Raw genomic sequence first — 18118 nt, forward strand, 5'->3', positions numbered from 1 at the left:
GTAAGAAACAGAGACGCCACCCCTTGCGAGGGCGGCGTGATGGAGCGGCATTGAAGAAAGGCCTGCTGAAAGTCAACGATTCAGCGGCTTTCCTGACGGGTAACATGATACCCGTCAGTGTTCGGCCTAGAAGAACAGCTTGCGGAAGCTGAGCCTGACCGACCGTCCGAGCGGGTCTAGCAGCGCCGGCTGATACCCGATCGGGACCGCCCCGGCAGCATCGCGCACGTCCAGCCGCTGATTGAACAGGTTATTCACGGAGAGCGTCACGCGTGAGCCACGAAAGAAGGGCGCGTTCTGCACCAGCGACCGCTGTTGGCCAAGATCGGCGAAGACGCGCAGATTGGCGGTGAACAGCGAGCCGAAGCTGAGATCCTCGGGCGAGGGCGCGCCATTGGGATTGGCGAGCAATGTCGTGCCGGCCTGCCATGTTCCATTCAGCCGTACGCCGACGCCATGACGATTATAGCCTGCGTTGAACTCGACCTCATGGCGTGGCTGGCCACCTCGTGCGCTTATCGCCGATCCATTCAGCAGATCTAGCTCGGGCACACCGGGCCGGATCAGGATCGTATCCTCCAGCCGCCAGGTGTGGAACACGCTCAGCTGGACGCGGCCCTGCCGTGCGCCGCCAAAGCCACCGCGGCCCATGCCGCCGGCGCGTCCACCGAATCCGCCCGGGCCGCGCTCCCCAGGTGTGCGAACGCCCGTCTGGCTTGCCTCGCCCGGTGCGGTTCCGCCCGCGCCGGAGCGCCCACGCTCGCGGAAAGCGGCGCGGCGCTCTGCGATCTGTTCGGCGGAGAGCGGTTGACCATCCGGGCCGGTTGGTGGCGGCGCCTCCAACGTCTCACTCCAGTTGAAGCCCCAACGAATCTGCCGGCTGTGGCTACGATCGAAGTTCACCGGCCGCGTGTCGATGCTGATGAGGGTGCCGGCGGCATCGCGGTCGAAGCGGTTAGGGAAGGCGGCCTCGATCTCTGGCGTGGCCGTCGGGAAGCTGGCGATCGGATTGTCGATCCGGCTGTCAGTGTAATTGGCGAGCAGCGTCAGATTGGTACCGCTGATCGGCTTCACCGTCAGGCCGAGTTTCACCACGCGGCGCTGATCGGCGGACAGGTTCGGATTGCCGCCAGTGATCGTGGTCGCATCGACCGTCTGACCGGTCACCAGATCGAAGACGCGGACATTGGGCGTCACGATCAATGGGTTGCCGAGCTGCTGGATAGTCGGCGCACCCTGTTCATGCGCAACCGAGCCGATCAGTCGAACAGCCTCCACAGGGCGCCAGTTGAACCCATATCCGACGGCACCCAGCGTGCCATAGTCCGACAGCTGGTCGACCCCGCCGTTGACCGTTGCCGATAGCGCACCGAGCGCTCCATCGCGGAAGATGGGGATGTCGATGTTGGCCTGCCCGGAGCCCTGATCGCGTGACAGGTCGGTAGAGGTGATGAGCCCTGCTCGGCGCGATTCACCGCTGATGTCGCGGAGCGTGAAGCCCGCCTTGAGCGTCGTCGTCACCGCGCCGGCAGGAAGATCGAACAGGCTGCCGCTGAGCGTCCCTTCTGTCTCGATCGTCTGCGCGACTGACTCGGCGCGGTCGCGCCGGATGCCGCCGCCAGCGTCGCGATCGGTGAGGGTGGTGGACCAGTCGCGCGTGTAGCCGCCGTTCAGCGACCAGCGCCATTGATCGGCATCGCCATTCAACGCGTAGTTGAGCACACCGGTGCGGGTACGGCCCTCGCGCAGCAGACGTTGGCCGTCTGCCGACGATCCAAGGCCCGCGCGCGTATCCGCGCCCTCTAGCTCACCGCTGATGGTGGCCGAGACATTGCCCAGGATCGTGCGATTGTAGGTCGCGTTCAGCTTCGCGGCATCGCTGGCGGCCAGCAACGTACGGTTCGGATCGGCCTCGGCCAGGTCGCGCTGGGTTTCGAACAGCGGGTTGCTGTGGGTATATTCCCCGTCGACGCTGAAGCGGCTGCCATTGCCCAGGCGCAGATAGTTGAGCGTTGCTTCATGCACCTGACGCCCGCCGTCGGTCGCCAGGTTCGTCTCCGCCTCCGCCGTGATGGCGTTGAAGCGCCGGCGCAGGACGATGTTCACCACCTTTTGGTCGGCGCGATAGCCGTATTTGAGTGCAACCTCCTCCGGCAGGATGTCGACGCGCTGGATCGCCTCGGGCGGAAGCCCGCGGATCTCTCGAAAGCCGCTGATCCGGCGGCCACCGAGCAGGACGACCGGTGCCCCGCCGCCACGCCCCTGAATGCTGCCGGTCAGCGGTGCGAGTTCCTCCAGCAGTTCACCGATCGTGCTGGCACCGTAGGCACGGATATCGCGACCGCTCAGCACCACCTCCGGCTTGATATCGCCAATCACCGACCCGCGCGGCTGCCGGCTGCCCGTCACGACGATGTCGTCCTCAAGCTCGAGCTCGGCTTCGGCCTCCTCGGCCGTCTGCGGCTCGGCGGCTTGGATGGCGGCAGGGGCTGGCGTTGGCGTCGTCGGGATTGCGGCAAGTGAAGCGACGGGCAGGAGGAGGATCGACAAGGACAAACTCCGGAACAGACGTAGGATGATCACGCCCTACGGCATGGGTGTGGGGGAAGTGTCGCAACGACCGTGCAGAATCGTCGCAAATTGTACCGGTGCGATGATCGCTCCCGATCGCAGATCGCGCCGCCGACAGTCGTTCCGGTGCCTGGGCGTGCAGATGCACGCCGACAGCCGAGCCGCCTTAGCGGCGCTCAGCTGATGACGATAGGAGGGGTTGGTCAGGTCACGATGCGGACCGGCACGCCTTTCGAAGCAGGCGTCTTCGACGCTTCATCATGGTACCAGAGCGGCACCAGCGGGTTGGCCTCCGGATAGTAGGCGCCGATGCAGCCGCGGGGCAGGAGATAGGGGGTCACCGTCAGGCCATCCACCTGACGATGCTGGCCGTCATCCGCGTCGCTGGCCAGGCTCACCACCTGTCCTTCGGCCAGGCCGGCAGCCGCAATGTCGTCCGGGTTCATCAGCACCACGTCGCGCGTACCTTCTATGCCGCGCAGCCGGTCGGAATAGCCGTAGATGGTGGTGTTGAACTGGTCGTTCGAGCGTAGCGTCATCAGCCGCCAACGGCCGACCTTGTCGCCGAGGCCGAGCGCCGACAACGATACCGGCACGGTGAACTCCGCCTTGCCGCTCTCCGTCTTCCAGATCCTCTCGCGCGCGGCATTGCCCTTGTAGAAGCCGCCCGGCGTAAAGACCCGCGCGTTGAAGTTGGCGAACATTTCCGGATAGGTCTGTTCGATGAGGTCGCGGATCAGGCCATAGTCGGCGGTCCAATCGTCCCATCGCGCCTTGGGGTTCGGCGGCAGCGTCGCCTTGGCCAAACCGCAGACGATCGCCACCTCGGATTTCAGATGTTCGCTCGCGGGAGTTCCGTTGCCCAGCGAGCCGTGGATGCACGACAGCGAATCCTCCATCGTCACGGTCTGCGCGCCGGTTACCTGCATGTCCTTTTCCGACCGGCCGAGGCACGGCAGGAGGTAGGCGATCTCGCCATTGATCAGGTGGCTGCGGTTCAGCTTCGTGGCGATCTGGACGGTAAGACGCATCGATTGCCACGCCTCCTCCATCTTTCCCTGTTCGGGAATGGCGCGAACGAAATTGCCGCCCAGCCCGATGAACGCCTTCACTTCGCCCGAGATGATCTTCTCGCACGCATCGACGGTGGTCAGCCCCTTTTCGCGAGGAGGGTCGAAGCCAAATTGTTCTGCGAGGCGATCTAGCGGGACGAGTTCGGGCTTTTCCGAGATGCCGACGGTGCGCTGGCCCTGCACGTTGCTGTGCCCGCGGATCGGCGCGATGCCCGATCCTTCGCGCCCCACGCTTCCCTTCAGCAGCGCCAGATTGACGAGCGTCGTCAGATTGTCCGACCCATGGACATGCTGGGTCAGGCCCATGCCGTACATGAAGATCGTCCGCTCGGCGGCGATATAGACATCCGCTGCGGCCTCAAGATTGGCGCGCGACAGTCCGCTTTCTCGTTCGATGTCGGCCCACGACAGGTTGTTGGCGTGCGCCTTCACCTCTTCGAAGCCTTGCGTGTGCTGTTCGAGGAAGTCGACGTCGAGCACATGGCGCTGCTCCTCGCGCCAGCGACGTTCCTCGGTGGCGAGGACGTGCTTGATCATGCCCATGATCGCCGCAATGTCGCCGCCGGCCTTCACTTGCAGGTATTGCGAGGAAATGTCGGTCTGCTTGCCGGTCAGCATCTCGACCGGGCTCTGCGGGTTCTTGAACCGCTCCAATCCCGTCTCGCGGATCGGGTTGAAGGTCACGATCTTCACGCCGCGACGCACCGCCTCTTGCAGCGGATGAAGCAGGCGCGGTGCGTTCGATCCGGTGTTGTGCCCGAAGAAGAAGATCGCATCGCATTTCTCGAGGTCCTCGAGAACGCAGGTGCCGACCGGCGACCCGATCGCCTTCTTGAGCGCGACGGAGGTCGTTTCATGGCACATGTTGGAACTGTCGGGCAGGTTGTTATGCCCGTACATCCGCGCAAACAGCGCGTAGAGGTAGCTCGTCTCCAGGCTGGCGCGGCCCGAGGCGTAGAATACCGTGCTTTTCGGATCCAGGCTGTTCAACTCTGTCGAGATTGCGGAAAATGCCTCGTCCCAGGAACAGGGCACGTATTTGTCGCTGGCCCGGTCATAGCGCATCGGGTGGGTGAGGCGGCCCTGATGCTCCAGATCATAATCCTTCCAGCCACGCAGCTCCGTCACACTATGCTGCGCGAAGAATTCAGGCGTGCAGCGGCGCGACGTCATTTCCCATAACGTGGCCTTTGCGCCATTTTCGCAGAACTCGAAGGGATGTGGATGCTTCGGCTTTCCCCACGCGCAGGACACACACATGAAGCCGCCGGGCTTGTTCTGACGCCGCAGCGTATCCAGCGCGGCTGGGGAGGGCCGTTCCCGCGCGAGCACCTCGGTCATCCCGCGGACCGAACCCCAGCCACCGGCGGCACCGGAATAATGAACCGTATCCTTCTCGTCAGCCACACAATGTCCTTTCGCGCGCCAGCCGTTCAAGGCTGACAACGCGGGCAACGAGCTTTAGATCAAAGGCGGCGGGACGAAATGCCGCAGCTCGAGGAGGATCGGTGTCATGGATGAGGAGCCGCTTCCCGACGAGACGAAGCTGACCCGATCGAAGCAGCACTGGGCGAGTGTGCGCAAGTTCATCACCGGAACGCCGCGTCATGGCGACGATCGCCTGCCGCCGGGGCAGCATCTCGTGCGCGACTGGCCAGTGCTCGATCTGGGGCGGCAGCCCGCCGTCGCGGTCGAGCGGTGGCGGCTGACGGTGAAGGGGCTGGTAGCGCGGCCGGTCACGCTCGACTGGGCGGCGTTCCAGGCCCTGCCGCAGGAGACGCGGCGTACCGATATCCACTGCGTCACCACCTGGTCACGCTATGACAATGAGTGGGCCGGGGTCGCAACGCAGTCGCTGCTTGATCTGGTCGAGCCGCGCGACGAGGCGGCGTTCGTGATGCTGCACGGCTATGACGGCTATACCACCAACGTGCCGCTGGCTGATTTCGCCGCGGACGATGCGGTGATCGCGCATGGCTGGCAGGGAAAGCCGCTCACGCGTGAGCATGGCGGCCCGGCACGGTTGGTGATCCCGCACCTCTACTTCTGGAAAAGCGCCAAGTGGATCAGCGCCATCGAGTTCCTCGGCGCTGACCGGCTCGGCTTTTGGGAGGTGAACGGCTATCACCGCCGCGGCGACCCGTGGGCAGAGGAGCGCTACAGCTGAGCGCCATTTCCGCTACGCGGAACGGCGGCCCAGCGTGTGACCGGCGGCGACCACGGCGATCAGTAGGATGGCGGCGTTCACCTGATGCGCGACTGCCACCGTGATATCGACGCCGGTGAGCAGGGTAGCGATGCCCAGCAGGATCTGGAGCCCGGTCAGCAGGATGACCGCGCCCCAGGCATTCACCGCGCCCCGCCGGCGCGCAGCGAACGCCAGCCATACGACGGCGGCCGCCGCAGCAAAGGCGAACCAGCGGTGGACGAACTGAACCACGATCGGATTGTCGACGAGATTGCGCCAGGCCGGCTCGAGCATCGGCGCGCCGACAGGGAAGAAGGTGTCGCCCATCAACGGCCAGGTGCTGAAGGCGTAACCGGCGTTGAGACCGGCGGTGAAGGCACCGATGAAGATCTGCACGCCGAGGAGCAACATGGCCACCGCCGCCAGTGGCCGCAACCGCGACGGCTGGGCGAGCGGATTTCTCGCCAGATCGCGCAGGTCGAGCGCCGTCCAGACGACGCCGCCAAGGATCACAAGTGCGGCGGAGAGGTGAACGGCGAGCCGGACATGGCTGACATCAGTACGCACCGACAGGCCGGAAGCGACCATCCACCAGCCGATCGCGCCCTGAAGCCCGCCGAGCGCGAGTAGCGCCAGCAGGCGAGGCCCGTAGCCGCGCGGGATCTGCCGCTTGATCGCGAACCATAGCAGCGGCACCGCAAAGGCCAGGCCGATCACCCGGCCGAGCAAGCGATGGACATATTCCCAGAAGAATATCTCCTTGAAGCCGTCCAGCGTCATGCCCTGGTTGATCTGCTGATATTCGGGAATGCGCTGATAATGAGCGAATTCGGCCATCCACTGCGCCTCGTTCAGGGGCGGGATGATCCCGGTGATCGGTTTCCACTGCGTGATCGACAGTCCCGATTCGGTCAGGCGCGTGATGCCGCCGACGGCAACCATGGCGACGATGAGGGCGGCGACGACGTAAAGCCATCGCGCCAAGGCAAGTGGCCGCGGTGAGACGCGAAAGCCAGGACTGGGCTTGAGCATGCAGCCATCTAGAAGCGTGGGATCATTGTCGCAATGGCGCGTCCCGCGCGGATCATCGGGATACGACGGCGTGGTCGAAGCGAAGCGACATTAATCTCGATGTGATGTTGTATCCTGTCCCGTGCGGCGCTACATGCGTCGGCGATGGCAACCCTGACGCATCCCGCCAGCACCTCCCGACTCGATCGCCTGGCGATCATCGTGTCCGGGCTTTGTGTCGTTCACTGCATCGCGAGCGCGGTGCTGATCGCGATGCTGTCGGCGGTCGGCGGCATGATGGTGGACCCGGTCTTCCACGAAGTCGGCTTGATGATCGCCATCATCCTGGGTGCGATCGGCCTGGGCCGCGGCGCATTGCAGCATGGCAACCTCTGGCCGATCGGTGTTGGATCGCTGGGCCTCGGCATCATGGCCGGCGCGCTGACGCTGCCGCACGATGCGGGGCTGGTGCATACCGGTGAGGCGTTCTGGACGATTGTCGGTGTCGGTCTGCTGGCGTTGGGCCACGATCTGAACCGGCGCGCCAACGCGTAATCAATTGAGTGCAGCTCAGCCGGGTGGCCGGAGCGTTGCTGCGAGCGATGCCGTTCCGCTGCCCCGCCGTGCCGGTTTTGGCTGATCGGGAGATGGCGCCCAGCCGGTCAGGAAGATGATTTCGAACCGTTCTGCAATCCGGCCGTCAGGGTCGGCCAGTTCGGCAAACGCCGCGGCGGTGCGGGCCACGGTCACCGCGCCAAGTGGCTGACGATCGATCAGCAGGTTGGTGGCTGCCATCCCGCGCAGATCATCGAACAATCGCCCGGCATTGCCGTAGCGAACACGCAGCGGCTCGGCATCCGCCACCGGCAACGCGAAGCCCGCGCGCATCAGCAGATCGCCCGCAGACCTGACGTCAATCTGCGGATGGAATCGCGCGGTGGGGCGGTCCGCTTCTGCCGAGCGAAAGGCCGCTCTCAAGGTGGAAAGCGAGCCAGCGCCCAGGAAAGCGCCGAGGAACAGACCGTCCGGTCGCAACGCGCGGCGGATGAGGGTAAGCGCGCCGGGCACGTCGTTTACCTGATCGAGGACGCCAGCCGACACGATGAGGTCGAAGGAGTGATCGGCAAACGGCAGGCGATCCTCGTCGCCCTGCACGCCGCCGGACTGGCGCGCAAACCGGAAGCCCGCATCCAGCCGCGCGATCCGAGCGCCGGCCGGCGCCGCAAAGCTGCCGTCAAAGCTGCCGAGATCGAGAACATCGGTGAACGATCGCTTCACGCTGTCGAGTCGCTCGGCGATGCCATCCAGCATGGTAGCGCGGATGAAATCATGCGCTGCGAAATCGGATGCAGCACGGTCGCGTCGAGTACGTCGCGCTGCTCGGTCAAATATTTCGGGAGCCGTCATCGCGCGGCTTGTGCGCCCGGCAGCGCCGCGCGACAAGCAGGGACAATGCTCGCCAAGCTGCTTCAGCCGGTGCTTTCTCTGGCGCTGCCACCGCGGTGCGCAGGATGTGGCGCGATTGCCGATAATGATCACCGCTTCTGCGCGGCGTGTTGGGGATCGTTGCGGTTCCTGGGGCCGCCCTGGTGCGCGGCCTGCCATATGCCCTTCAGTCATGAGCCGGAGCCCGGCACGCGATGCGGTCCTTGCCTGGCAGCCGCGCCCCGGCACGGGAGCGTTGATGCGGCGGTCGCCTATGGGGCCGTAGCACGAACGGTGGCGCTGCGGCTGAAATACGCTGGCCGCGCGGCTTTTGCCGAGACGGCGGCGCGGCTGATGGTCCGCCACCTGGCAGCGGATACCGATCTTCTGATCCCCGTGCCGCTCCATCGATGGCGCTTATGGTCACGCGGGTACAATCAGGCCGGCCTGATCGCCGGCGCGCTGGGGCGGCTTAGCGGGGTTCCGATCGACGTTCACGGGCTGGTTCGCCGCCGTGCGACCCCCGTCTTGCGTGTGCAGAGCGGGGCAGGTCGCCGACGCACCGTACGGGGTGCATTCGAGGTGCCGCACACGCTGCGAATCCGCGTTGCGGGCAAGCGGATCGTGCTGGTCGATGATGTCTATACCAGCGGGGCGACAACCGACGCCTGCATCGCGGCGCTTCATGCTGGCGGCGCTGCGCGCGTCGCGGTGCTGTGCTGGGCGCGCGTGATTGCAGATGGCGATGATTGACAATTGCGCGGCGCATCCACACGTCTTCCCCATGGCCCGTGTTGAAATCTACACCAAGGCGTGGTGCCCCTATTGCGTCCGCGCGAAGCAGCTCCTCGCAAGCAAGGGCGTCGAGCCGACCGAATATGACATCACGCTCGGCGGGGAGAAACGCGTCGAGATGATCGATCGCGCCGGTGGGCGCACCACAGTGCCGCAGATTTTCATCGACGGGCGCCATGTCGGCGGATCGGATGACATTGCCGCGCTCGACCGCGCGGGCAAGCTCGACCCGCTTCTCACTTCCTGACGATGCGCGCTGCCATCCTGCAAATGACCAGCGGGATCGATCCCGCGGCCAATGCGCGCACCTTGACCGACGCGATCGGCCAGGCGGCAGGGGACGGCGCGACGATGCTTTTCACGCCGGAAATGTCGGGCCTGATCGATCGGGATCGGGCACGCGCCGCCCATTCCATCACCGCTGAGGAGGATGACCCGGTACTCGCGGCCGTGCGCAATGCCGCGGCGAAATCTGGCCTTTGGGTGCATCTCGGCAGCCTGGCGGTGCGGCGTGATGACGGTCGGCTGGCGAACCGCGGCTTCGTCATTGACGGCAGCGGGGAGGTTCGTGGCCGCTACGACAAGCTGCACCTGTTTGATGTCGATCTGCCGACGGGTGAGAGTTGGCGCGAGTCCGCCGCCTATGTAGGCGGGGACACGGCGGTGGTGGCGCGCACGCCGCTCGGCGATCTCGGCCTGTCGATCTGTTACGACATTCGCTTTCCGAGCCTTTACCAGCGCCTGAGCGATGCGGGCGCTACGATCATCAGCGTACCGGCTGCGTTCACGCGTCCGACAGGCGCCGCGCACTGGCACATATTGCTGCAGGCGCGGGCGATCGAAAACGCCGCCTTCGTGATTGCTGCGGCTCAGACGGGTCGGCACGAGGACGGGCGCGAGACCTATGGCTATTCGCTCGCAATTGATCCCTGGGGCGCGGTGCTGTCCGACATGGGCGAGCGCCCCGGCTTGGCGGTAGTGGCGATCGACCCGCAGCAGGTCTCCGACGTGCGCCAGCGTATTCCTGTTACCGAACATCGTCGTGAGATCCCCCCCGTGCGGGTGGTGCCATGATCGTGTTCGATCTGCGCTGCGGCGCGGGGCATGTGTTCGAGGCCTGGTTCAGTTCGTCCGGTGTCTATGAAGATCAGCGATGGCGCAAGCTGGTCGCCTGTCCGATGTGCGGCGACACCGGTGTCGATAAGGCGGTGATGGCGCCCAATGTCTCGCCCAAGGGGAACAGTCGTCCGCCCGCAGCATCGCCGCCCGCCCCGATGCCGGATGCGGTAAAATCGGCGCTCAAGGTGCTTGCAGAGGCTCAGCGCAAGGCGTTGCAAGGTTCACGCTGGGTCGGTGACCGGTTCGCAACCGAGGCTCGCGCAATGCATTCCGGCGACCAGCCGGATCAGCCCATCCACGGCCAGGCGACGCTGGCGGAGGCAAAGGCGTTGGTCGAGGAAGGCGTGCCGATTGCTCCGTTGCCGTTACCGGTGGTGCCGCCCGAAAAGGCGAATTGAGCAGCGCCGTTTCGCCGCTGTATAGGATTTTGCTGTTACGGCAGGTGGCGGAATCGCCGCAGTTGACCCGCCATTGCGCCGGCCGTAGCAGGACACGCATTGCCCCCGTAGCTCAGCAGGATAGAGCGACGGTTTCCTAAACCCCGCGTCGGGGCGGGGTTGAGGGCGAAAAAACCCAGCTTTTCTGCCGGTTTTTAGCTAGTCTGTTGTGGCAGACCGTCGCTTGTGTGCCCTCTTTTGTGCCACCCCCGTCTGGGCGCGTGCGGCTTGTTCGGGTGTGAGGTAGGCCAGATAGATCTCGGTGGTCTTGACGCTGCTATGCCCCAGCTCGCGCGATAGGTCGTAAATCCCGCCTTTGCCGTCGCGCAGGTACTCGACGGCGAACAGGTGACGTAGGTGGTGAAAGCTGAAGCGGCGATAAGCGATGCCTGCCTTAGCCGCGCGCTTTTCGGCGCGCGCGGTGTAATCGGCGAAGTTCGAGGCGACGTTGCGGTAGCGGCTCGCGACCGGGCGGCCCTCGGCGTCTTCCTCCAGGTGGTAGAACACATACGGGCATTTGAGCTGGCGCGGCTGGCGCTGGATTATCGCGACCGCCTCGGCAGACAAGGTCACTGTGCGCATTCGGTTGCGCTTGCCGATCACCGTCGCATGGCGATTTGCGAGATCGAGCATGGTGTGTTCCAAGCCGGCGATCTCTTCCTCACGCATGCCAGTCTCACGCGCCAGCAACATCATGTCGCCAAATCGCGTGCGCTGGCGGCCAATCGTCAGATCTATGTCGCTCTGGGTAGGAAGCACGATCGGGTCGCGACGCTCCTGCAGACGCTTGCGCGGGTAGGCGCGAGCCGCGTTCTCATCGACCCACCCCTCTTCAATTGCGTGATCCAGAACGCTGGAGATCGCCGTCAGATCGCGGCGGATGGTCGCGTTGGTGACGTGCTGCGCCTTGCGGCCCTTGACCAGCTCGCGCAGCCGCTCGGCATTGATCTGGTGCACCTCAAACGGGTCGAGCCACTGCCGGCATTCGTTGAGGCTGACGGTGTAGCGAAGGACAGTCTTCGGACTGATCGCTTTGGCCCGCACGTCGGCCTCCATCGCCTGGGTCCAGGAGACGAAGGCCTGCACCCAGTTCATGGGCCCAGCAAAGCCATAGTGCGCCTGGTTCTCGATCTCCTCGCGGCGTGCCTTCAGGCGTTTCTCCGCCACTTTCTCAGAGCGTGTTCGTAGGCTTTCTCGGTACTCGACGCCGTTGACCTTGAAACGCGCCCAGAGGATTCCGCCCCGCTCGTAGATGTTCTTCGGCATTGGTGCTTCTTCGCCCGATTGACGCGGGTCGACCATCGCTTGAGATCGATCACCACGAACAGCCATCGCCCGGACGGTTTCGAGGCGCCGGGAATCGCTCCACGCGATGCTAGATCTTGAAGGGTTCTGTAGGAAAGCCCGGTGATGTTCCTCGCTTCCGCGATGCCGCACCGAATTGGCGCCGACGTCATTGGGCGGGATCTCGGGTCGGACTCGTGATCGAGCCGCAGGGGATCATTGTTCGTGCTTTCGAGTAGGAAATTGGAAGTCCCGGCGAGGCGTTGATCCGGTCGCCGATCAGCGAGTTTCCTTCATGCTGGCGAGCAGCAAGGTGACTGTGACGGGGAGGCAGAGGATCGCGAGGATGATGATCGCGGCGATCCTCAGCCGGCTCTTAGCGGCGGTGTCGGTGGTCATGCGGCAGCTCCAAGGCTGGCGGTTGAGCGGGAGGCGCGATCGGCCGCAGCGCGGGCGCGCAGCTCGATCGTCATGTCGGCGAGCCAGCGGGCGGACGGGTGCCGGTCCTCCCACCACAGCAGCGCGTCGACGCAGTCTGCGATGTCGCGGAGACGCTCGTCTTCCGGCGCCTCGTCGGCAGCGGTGCGGGTGCGGATCGCCATGGCGCCGAGCGTCTCGACACGCTCGCGCTTGAAGGCGCCGCCTCGATCAGGGTCGGCGATCCAATCGGGTGCCGGCTCGATCGCGGCGATCGCCGCCCAGTCGGCAGCGATGGCATTGCTGATCCGCAGCGTGCGATCGGCCGCAGCCTGGCTGATCTTGCCCGCGGCGATCAGATCGGGATAGCCGATTACGCGTTGCTGGTGGAGGTAGGCGGCGACAGCGGCAAGCGCCGGCCGATCATGCATGAAACGCGGCTCCTGCATCACAGCATTCCCAGCGCTTGCATGTAGGTTTCGAGGATCGATTCCTCTTCCTGGAATTCCTCCCGCTTCTTTTTGCGGATCGACATGATCTTCTTGAGCGCCGTGGGGTCGTAACCGCGGCTCTTCGCCTCGGCGAAGACGTCGGCCAGGTCGTCGGCCATGGCCTTCTTTTCTTCCTCGATCCGCTCCGCGCGTTCGATCAGCAGGCGCAGTTCCTCGGCAGCAGTTTCGCCGCTGGTCTTGATCGGATCGGGAACGTGCTGCTTCCGGCCCTTCTTCTTCGCCGCTGGCGGGACGTAGGTCGTGGGAACGTGGCGGACCTCGCCGCCGGCGCCGCGCACCTGGCGCATGGTGACGAGCGCGTTCATGCCGCGATCTTTCGGGCGCCGGTCGCGCAATACCTGCAGATCCGGCCGGTGAGCGTGCAGGCGCCGCCACAGGCATCGTGCATCGAGCAGCCGCAGCCGCGGCAGACCAGCGGGTGACGATCGGCCGGCTCGTTGCGGAGTTGGTGATAGACGTCGACGTCGAGCGGCACGACCCCGCCGAGGAAGTCGATCATCGGCCGATATCTGGCGTAGGCGCCCGGTGCCTCCAGCTGCCGCACCGTGGCGAGAGCCTGTGCGACGCTGTCGTAGAGCCGGCGAGGACGCCGGTCGCCGAACACGCGCTTGATCTGGATGTCATACAGCCGCTGCGCGACCTGTATGCGGGAGAGGCCAGCGGCTTCGCGGCGAAGGCGCAGGTAGAGCGAGGGCGTCATCACCTCGGCAAGGGCAGAGGCACTGGCAGACTTGCCGGTGCGGCGTGATGTGAGGGCGTGCAACATCGTAGCTCCTTTCAGCGGGCGGCGGGTTGGTGATCGGGATTGCGGAAGACCCAGCACTTCACGGCGCGATCGACGATCCGGCTGTTGACGGTCTTCGTGTCGACGAATTTGCGGCGCTTGCTGGTCTTCAGCAGCTTCTTCAGCTCGTTGGCGGTGCACGGGAGGCGCAGGCCGTTGTCGGCACAGCGCTTTTCGAAATCGACCAGGCTGATCGCGTGAACGTCGGGCGTCCGGCTGTGATCGAGCGGCGCGGCGCCGGCGTTCGTGCCGATCGGGTTGTTCAGATAGTCGAACCGCTCCCAGAACCATTCGACATGCGGGTGATCGCTTTCGACCGCGCGCTGCCGCTCTTCGAGCATGGTCAGGATGAAGGCTTGCGCCTGCTCGACCTGCGGGTTCGTCAGGTTCGTGACGACCAATCGCATGGCATCGAGCATGGCGGCGAGCTGGGCGTGGTTCTTCGCGAGGCGTCCGTTGCGGATGCCGGGATGACGCAGCATTCGCGCCTCGTGGTGGCGGAAGGCGTCGCGGTAGGCGGCAAGGATCTCTTCCTCGCGCCGCACAACGTGGATGATGAAACCCGACACGGCCTCGACATCGATGCGAGCGAGCAGCTCGCCGGCACGCTTGCCGTCGACGCTAAAGAGGCTCTTGTCGAAGTGGATCGCCATGATGCGTTCACGCAGCGCTGGCGACGCCTCGATCGTGTCGTTCTGCGCGACGACGATCGCGCCGCGGAAGGGCGGCTCGAAGGTTTCCATGCCGCCATTGGCGATGGCCCGGGTGCGGACGGCGCGACCGTTATAGGCGGTCTTCAGCTCGTCCCATTCGAACTTGCGGCCGTGCGGCGCGTCCTGGCCGCGATCGGCCTCGATCAGAACGACCGGCAGGTTGCCGACCGAGCCGAGCGTGCGGGCGATGCCGGCGTTGGTCGCCTTGGTCGGATCGAAGCCCTCGTAATTGGAGCGGCCGAGCAGCTTCCACAGGAACTCCAGCAGCGTCGTCTTGCCGGTGCCGGGCAGGCCAGTCATTTCGAGGAAGGCGAGGCTGTCCTGTTCGCGCCGGACGTGATCAGCGAAGAGGCTCAGCGTCCAGAAGGCGAGGGTGACGATGCCCTTCACGCCATAGGCGGTGCAGAGCGGCGCCACCCATGACAGGTTGAGCTTGTCGGCGTCGTAGGTGATCCGCAGCAGCCGATCCGACGTGCGCAGCTTCACCGACTGCTTGCCGAGGGTGAAGAACTCTTCCTCGTTCGGCTCGTGGACGCGGCCCTTGTGAACCGCGATGTCGCCGAAGATCCAGGCGCCGTGCTCAATCGAATAGCCGGTGTGCTGGATCGCCTCGACCATTTTGATCGACGTCCACTGCAGCTGCATCAGCCGGTCGATCTGGAACTGGTTGCCGGTCCACTGCGCGCCGGGCGCGATCGACGCGAGGCGCTTCTTGAACTCCCCGTTCGTCGAGCAGGCCGAGCCGGAGAAGGTGGCCTTTACGCTGTGCCGCCCCTTCGGAAAGTCGACGCGGAGGAAGTAGGCGCCTTCCTCAAGGTTCGGGTCACGCTGAAAATACAGGGTGCGGAAGGTGCAATTCGCCAGCTCGTCGACATCGACGGCCTCTTCCGCGGCGAGATCCCACCGCGCCTGCGAGGACATATCCTTGAAGTGGGCGTGTTCGGGATCGTCGCTCTCCATCCACATCTGCTGGATCTGGTTGATCCGCTCGATGGAGAAGCTTGCCCACATCTGCTTGCCGGCGAAGGTGATCGGGAAGGAGGCGTAGCGTTCCTTCTTGTAGATCAGCATCGCCTTCTCGGTCGCGCTGGCGGCGATGGTGACGTCACCGTTCCACAGGTAGGTTTCGAGATCCTCGGCGGTGAGCTTGTCCGCCTGGTGCAGGTCGTTCCAGTCGGCCTTGTCGCCCTCGCCGTCGGGGCGGACCTGCGCGGCGCCGCAGACGAGGCCGGCGTCGCGGCCCTTCTTCACGAACTCGCGGGCGTACCGGACGCCGGCCTTGCCGACGTCATAGGCGAAGACCAGCTTCGGCGTGGCGCGGCCGGCATCGGCAGCGGCCCTGCGCAGATCGTCGATCGCGGTGCCCGGCCAGTTGTTGCACGACAGCGTGCTGACGGCGATGGCGCCGCGATCACGGAAAGCGGGCGACTGGTTCAGCGCGATGGCATCGAAAATGCCCTCGGCGATCCAGATCTCTTTCGCGCCGGCGAGGATGTCGACGCTGTGCGCCGGCATCGTCCACCACAGGCCCTGATATTTGCAGCCGTAGGCGAAAACCGCCTTCTTCTTCCCGAAGCGGGCGGGCTGATCGATCAGGCGCTGCCAATAGGTGTTGGGTGCGCCGGGAAGCGGGAAGCGCACCGTCGCCGAGCTGATGCCCAGCTTCGGATCGTGATAGACTTCCTGCGTGTAGCAGCCGCGCAGGCCCATGAGATCGAAGCCGCGGGCATGCTGCAGATAGGCGTCGGCCGCAGCGTTCGGGTTCTCGCGCGTCTGGACGTGCCGCTTCGACCAGTCGTCGAAGATCTCGGGATAGAGCGGCTTGACCTGAAACGTCTCGCCGCAGCGGTTTTCCCGGCCGCAGCGCAGGACGAACGGCTTATCCGCCCAGGTGAAAAGCTCCTTCTTGTCGCAGGCGGGGCACTTCCCCTCCTGCAGATAGCGGCCCTTCTCCTTGAAGCCGTAATCACGCTTCAGGCAGGTGAGGACTTCACGGAGGACGTCGGGTTGCACGGGCGGTGTGATCTTTCAGGGCAAGCGGGGGGCGTTGCCGAAAGCGGATGCTTTCAGCGGGGAGGAGGCAGCGAAGGAGAGCGCGGTGCCGGGCCGCGTGGGTCAGGTGGTCATGTTGGCGTCCAGCATCGCGGCGAGCGCGATGCCGATGCCGTGGTCATCGTTGGCGGGAAGCGGAGGGCTATCATCGTTGGCAGGCGTGGCCGGCTGGCTGCGCCAGGTGCCGAACGGAATCCGCACGGTCGGGTTCGGCTGTTCGGCTGGACGAAGCGTGCGGATCACCGACAGCTGCGCCACGAAGACGTGGCCGCAATCGATGTTCTCGCAGGTCAGCCGCAGCTCGCGGACCATGGGCGTGACCTCGCAGCTGTTGCGCACGATCGAGCGTGACTGGCAGTGCGGGCAGGCGATGGCCGGCATGCGCGGCGGGTAAGGACGGCGTTCTTTCACTGGTGGGTGCCCCCGGTATCCCCTGCGATCGGCCCCGTGCCGGTCGGAAGGAAGGGTGTCAGGCGCCGGATCAGGCGCCCCCAGGCGCTGTGCGCCTGCTCTGCCTCGGCGAGCGCGCGAAGCGCCAAGCGCGGCGAGGCGTTGGTGTAGGTAAGGGTGATGGCGGCTGCGACGGCTTCGCCGCTTTCCGACGATGCGTCGGCCACAGCGACGGCTAGCTCGCGCCGACAGGCGTCGTGCTGATCGCGAGAGACCTGCAGCTGATGCGCGAAGGCGTCGAGGAAGGGTGCGCCGTCGCCGCCCGCCGCCTGGTAGGCGTCGTCATAGGCCAGCGCCAGATTGATCGGCGGGGTGGCGTTGCAGCCATCCTCCGACCAGTAGCGCACGGTACGCTCGTTGCGCCGGGCGAGCGCTGCGCAGGCAGGCCAGCCGATGACACCAGCGATCCGCGTCATCGCGGCTGGGAAGGTGAGGGGCGCGCGCAGCTGCGTCATGCGCTGTGCGCCCCCTTCAATACTGGGGACGTTCCGAAAGCGACGCTTGGCGATCGAACCGCTAGATACGCGGTGGGGTGGCTTGCAGGCGGATAAATGTCGGGACGCAATTCCTCGCGGCTGATCCCAGTCGCCGCTTCTACCTTCAGCACAAAGCGCTCCGGGAGAAGCGACTTATTAGCGAGGAGCTGGGAAATGTTGCCCTGTGTGCATCGGCAGATGTTGGCGAGTCCGGTTTGTCCCGACGCAGCCGCCACGGCGCGCTTAAACGCCTCGAAAGCCTGCTCAAACTCTTGCTCGGAAAGATCATATCGGCTCGACATTAACAACGGATATTACCGAACTAATGCGAGTACAATAGTAAACTACATTAGCCGCCTAATTTTTTCGCGGTATGGTGGCGAATGAGCTTGCTGGGGGATCGTCTGAAAGCCGCCATGGGGCGGGCACGCATCGAGCAGGCTGAACTCGCCGCCAAGGTGGGCTGCACGCAGGGAGCGATCAGCCAGATACTGACCGGCCGCACCTCAAGGTCTCGGTTCCTACCGGATATTGCCGAAGCCTTGGGGACGACAACGGCGTTCTTGCTTGGCGACACAAACGATCCAGCGCCTCGCGCCTCGTCGGAGCTGACTGAAGGCGAGATGGCTGATCGCCTAGATCTCGTCAGCATCGCGTCTGTGGACATGGCCTACGGCATGGGGCTGACATTTGCTTCTGATCCGGTCCATGTCGACGTCCTCCACTTTCCAAGGCGATGGCTCGAGTCGCTCACCAGCACCGCTCCGCAGGAGCTTGCGTGGGCACGGGGGCGCGGAAACTCGATGTCGCC

The 18118-nt window shown here is 65.0% G+C and carries 20 protein-coding genes and 1 pseudogene; 8 read left to right on the forward strand and 13 right to left on the reverse strand.

The annotated features are described in order from the left end of the window. Positions 1-126 precede the first annotated feature (126 nt). Together K0S66_RS10755 and K0S66_RS10760 are read right to left on the reverse strand one after the other, a co-directional pair. Entirely contained in the window at positions 127-2550 is a 2424-nt protein-coding gene (locus tag K0S66_RS10755) for a TonB-dependent receptor (RefSeq protein WP_301075381.1), read from the reverse strand. 224 nt (positions 2551-2774) lie between these two features. Continuing rightward, complete coding sequence (locus K0S66_RS10760) at positions 2775-5051, reverse strand: FdhF/YdeP family oxidoreductase (RefSeq protein WP_301075382.1); 2277 nt, start codon at positions 5049-5051, stop codon at positions 2775-2777. A gap of 106 nt (positions 5052-5157) precedes the next feature. Here K0S66_RS10760 and K0S66_RS10765 point away from each other — a divergent pair, with 106 nt between their 5' ends. Next, positions 5158-5811, forward strand: a complete 654-nt coding sequence (locus K0S66_RS10765) for a sulfite oxidase-like oxidoreductase (protein ID WP_301075383.1) — start codon at positions 5158-5160, stop codon at positions 5809-5811. 12 nt (positions 5812-5823) lie between these two features. Here the strand turns inward: K0S66_RS10765 and K0S66_RS10770 are convergent, their stop codons facing one another. Further along, on the reverse strand, positions 5824-6864 hold the full coding sequence (locus K0S66_RS10770; protein ID WP_301075385.1) for a COX15/CtaA family protein: 1041 nt from the start codon (positions 6862-6864) through the stop codon (positions 5824-5826). 144 nt (positions 6865-7008) lie between these two features. Here K0S66_RS10770 and K0S66_RS10775 point away from each other — a divergent pair, with 144 nt between their 5' ends. After that, positions 7009-7398 (forward strand): MerC domain-containing protein, encoded by a 390-nt coding sequence (locus K0S66_RS10775; RefSeq protein ID WP_301075386.1) that lies wholly within the window; start codon positions 7009-7011, stop codon positions 7396-7398. A gap of 15 nt (positions 7399-7413) precedes the next feature. Here the strand turns inward: K0S66_RS10775 and K0S66_RS10780 are convergent, their stop codons facing one another. Continuing rightward, positions 7414-8250, reverse strand: coding sequence for a methyltransferase domain-containing protein (locus K0S66_RS10780; RefSeq protein WP_301075387.1), 837 nt, complete (start codon positions 8248-8250; stop codon positions 7414-7416). A gap of 45 nt (positions 8251-8295) precedes the next feature. On the opposite strand from K0S66_RS10780, the pseudogene K0S66_RS16790 reads away from it, so the two are divergent. The 5 genes and pseudogenes from K0S66_RS16790 to K0S66_RS10800 form a co-directional block, all read left to right on the forward strand. After that, positions 8296-8487 (forward strand): annotated as a pseudogene (locus K0S66_RS16790) (double zinc ribbon domain-containing protein); the annotation flags it as partial. Between the two features lie 75 nt (positions 8488-8562). Next, positions 8563-9021 (forward strand): phosphoribosyltransferase family protein, encoded by a 459-nt coding sequence (locus K0S66_RS16795; RefSeq protein ID WP_366520818.1) that lies wholly within the window; start codon positions 8563-8565, stop codon positions 9019-9021. 31 nt (positions 9022-9052) lie between these two features. Next, a complete protein-coding gene (grxC, locus tag K0S66_RS10790; RefSeq protein WP_301075389.1) occupies positions 9053-9310 on the forward strand; it encodes a glutaredoxin 3 in 258 nt (85 codons plus the stop codon). 2 nt (positions 9311-9312) lie between these two features. After that, the gene (locus K0S66_RS10795; RefSeq protein WP_301075391.1) at positions 9313-10137 is read left to right on the forward strand and encodes a carbon-nitrogen hydrolase family protein; all 825 of its coding nucleotides are present in this window, start codon (positions 9313-9315) and stop codon (positions 10135-10137) included. Beyond that, the gene (locus K0S66_RS10800; protein ID WP_301075392.1) at positions 10134-10580 is read left to right on the forward strand and encodes a DUF1178 family protein; all 447 of its coding nucleotides are present in this window, start codon (positions 10134-10136) and stop codon (positions 10578-10580) included. The genes K0S66_RS10795 and K0S66_RS10800 overlap by 4 nt, the downstream gene beginning before the upstream one ends. A 198-nt stretch (positions 10581-10778) precedes the next feature. Here the strand turns inward: K0S66_RS10800 and K0S66_RS10805 are convergent, their stop codons facing one another. From K0S66_RS10805 to K0S66_RS16805, 9 genes are all read right to left on the reverse strand, one after another. Beyond that, positions 10779-11885 (reverse strand): tyrosine-type recombinase/integrase, encoded by a 1107-nt coding sequence (locus K0S66_RS10805; RefSeq protein WP_301075393.1) that lies wholly within the window; start codon positions 11883-11885, stop codon positions 10779-10781. Continuing rightward, positions 11768-12076, reverse strand: coding sequence for a helix-turn-helix domain-containing protein (locus K0S66_RS16800; protein WP_366520815.1), 309 nt, complete (start codon positions 12074-12076; stop codon positions 11768-11770). The genes K0S66_RS10805 and K0S66_RS16800 overlap by 118 nt, the downstream gene beginning before the upstream one ends. A gap of 222 nt (positions 12077-12298) precedes the next feature. Beyond that, entirely contained in the window at positions 12299-12751 is a 453-nt protein-coding gene (locus K0S66_RS10810; protein WP_301075394.1) for a hypothetical protein, read from the reverse strand. Positions 12752-12768: 17 nt separating this feature from the next. Next, positions 12769-13014: a DUF2312 domain-containing protein gene (locus K0S66_RS10815; protein WP_301075403.1), complete on the reverse strand. Its 246-nt coding sequence runs from the start codon at positions 13012-13014 to the stop codon at positions 12769-12771. A gap of 119 nt (positions 13015-13133) precedes the next feature. Continuing rightward, entirely contained in the window at positions 13134-13598 is a 465-nt protein-coding gene (locus K0S66_RS10820) for a hypothetical protein (protein WP_301075395.1), read from the reverse strand. Positions 13599-13609: 11 nt separating this feature from the next. Further along, on the reverse strand, positions 13610-16342 hold the full coding sequence (locus K0S66_RS10825; protein ID WP_301075396.1) for a toprim domain-containing protein: 2733 nt from the start codon (positions 16340-16342) through the stop codon (positions 13610-13612). Positions 16343-16444: 102 nt separating this feature from the next. Further along, positions 16445-16762, reverse strand: coding sequence for an ogr/Delta-like zinc finger family protein (locus K0S66_RS10830; RefSeq protein ID WP_301075397.1), 318 nt, complete (start codon positions 16760-16762; stop codon positions 16445-16447). Positions 16763-16788: 26 nt separating this feature from the next. After that, positions 16789-17286 carry a hypothetical protein gene (locus K0S66_RS10835; RefSeq protein ID WP_301075398.1) on the reverse strand — a complete coding sequence of 166 codons (498 nt, stop codon included), beginning with the start codon at positions 17284-17286 and terminating at the stop codon, positions 16789-16791. Then, positions 17283-17609 carry a YdaS family helix-turn-helix protein gene (locus K0S66_RS16805; RefSeq protein ID WP_366520816.1) on the reverse strand — a complete coding sequence of 109 codons (327 nt, stop codon included), beginning with the start codon at positions 17607-17609 and terminating at the stop codon, positions 17283-17285. Before K0S66_RS16805 ends, K0S66_RS10835 begins: the two co-directional genes overlap by 4 nt. An 81-nt stretch (positions 17610-17690) precedes the next feature. On the opposite strand from K0S66_RS16805, the gene K0S66_RS10840 reads away from it, so the two are divergent. Beyond that, a partial coding sequence (locus K0S66_RS10840) for a helix-turn-helix transcriptional regulator (RefSeq protein ID WP_301075399.1) occupies positions 17691-18118 on the forward strand: 428 nt, incomplete at its 3' end.

Source organism: Sphingomonas sp. (genome assembly GCF_029239295.1).
Taxonomy (GTDB): Bacteria; Pseudomonadota; Alphaproteobacteria; order Sphingomonadales; family Sphingomonadaceae; genus Sphingomonas.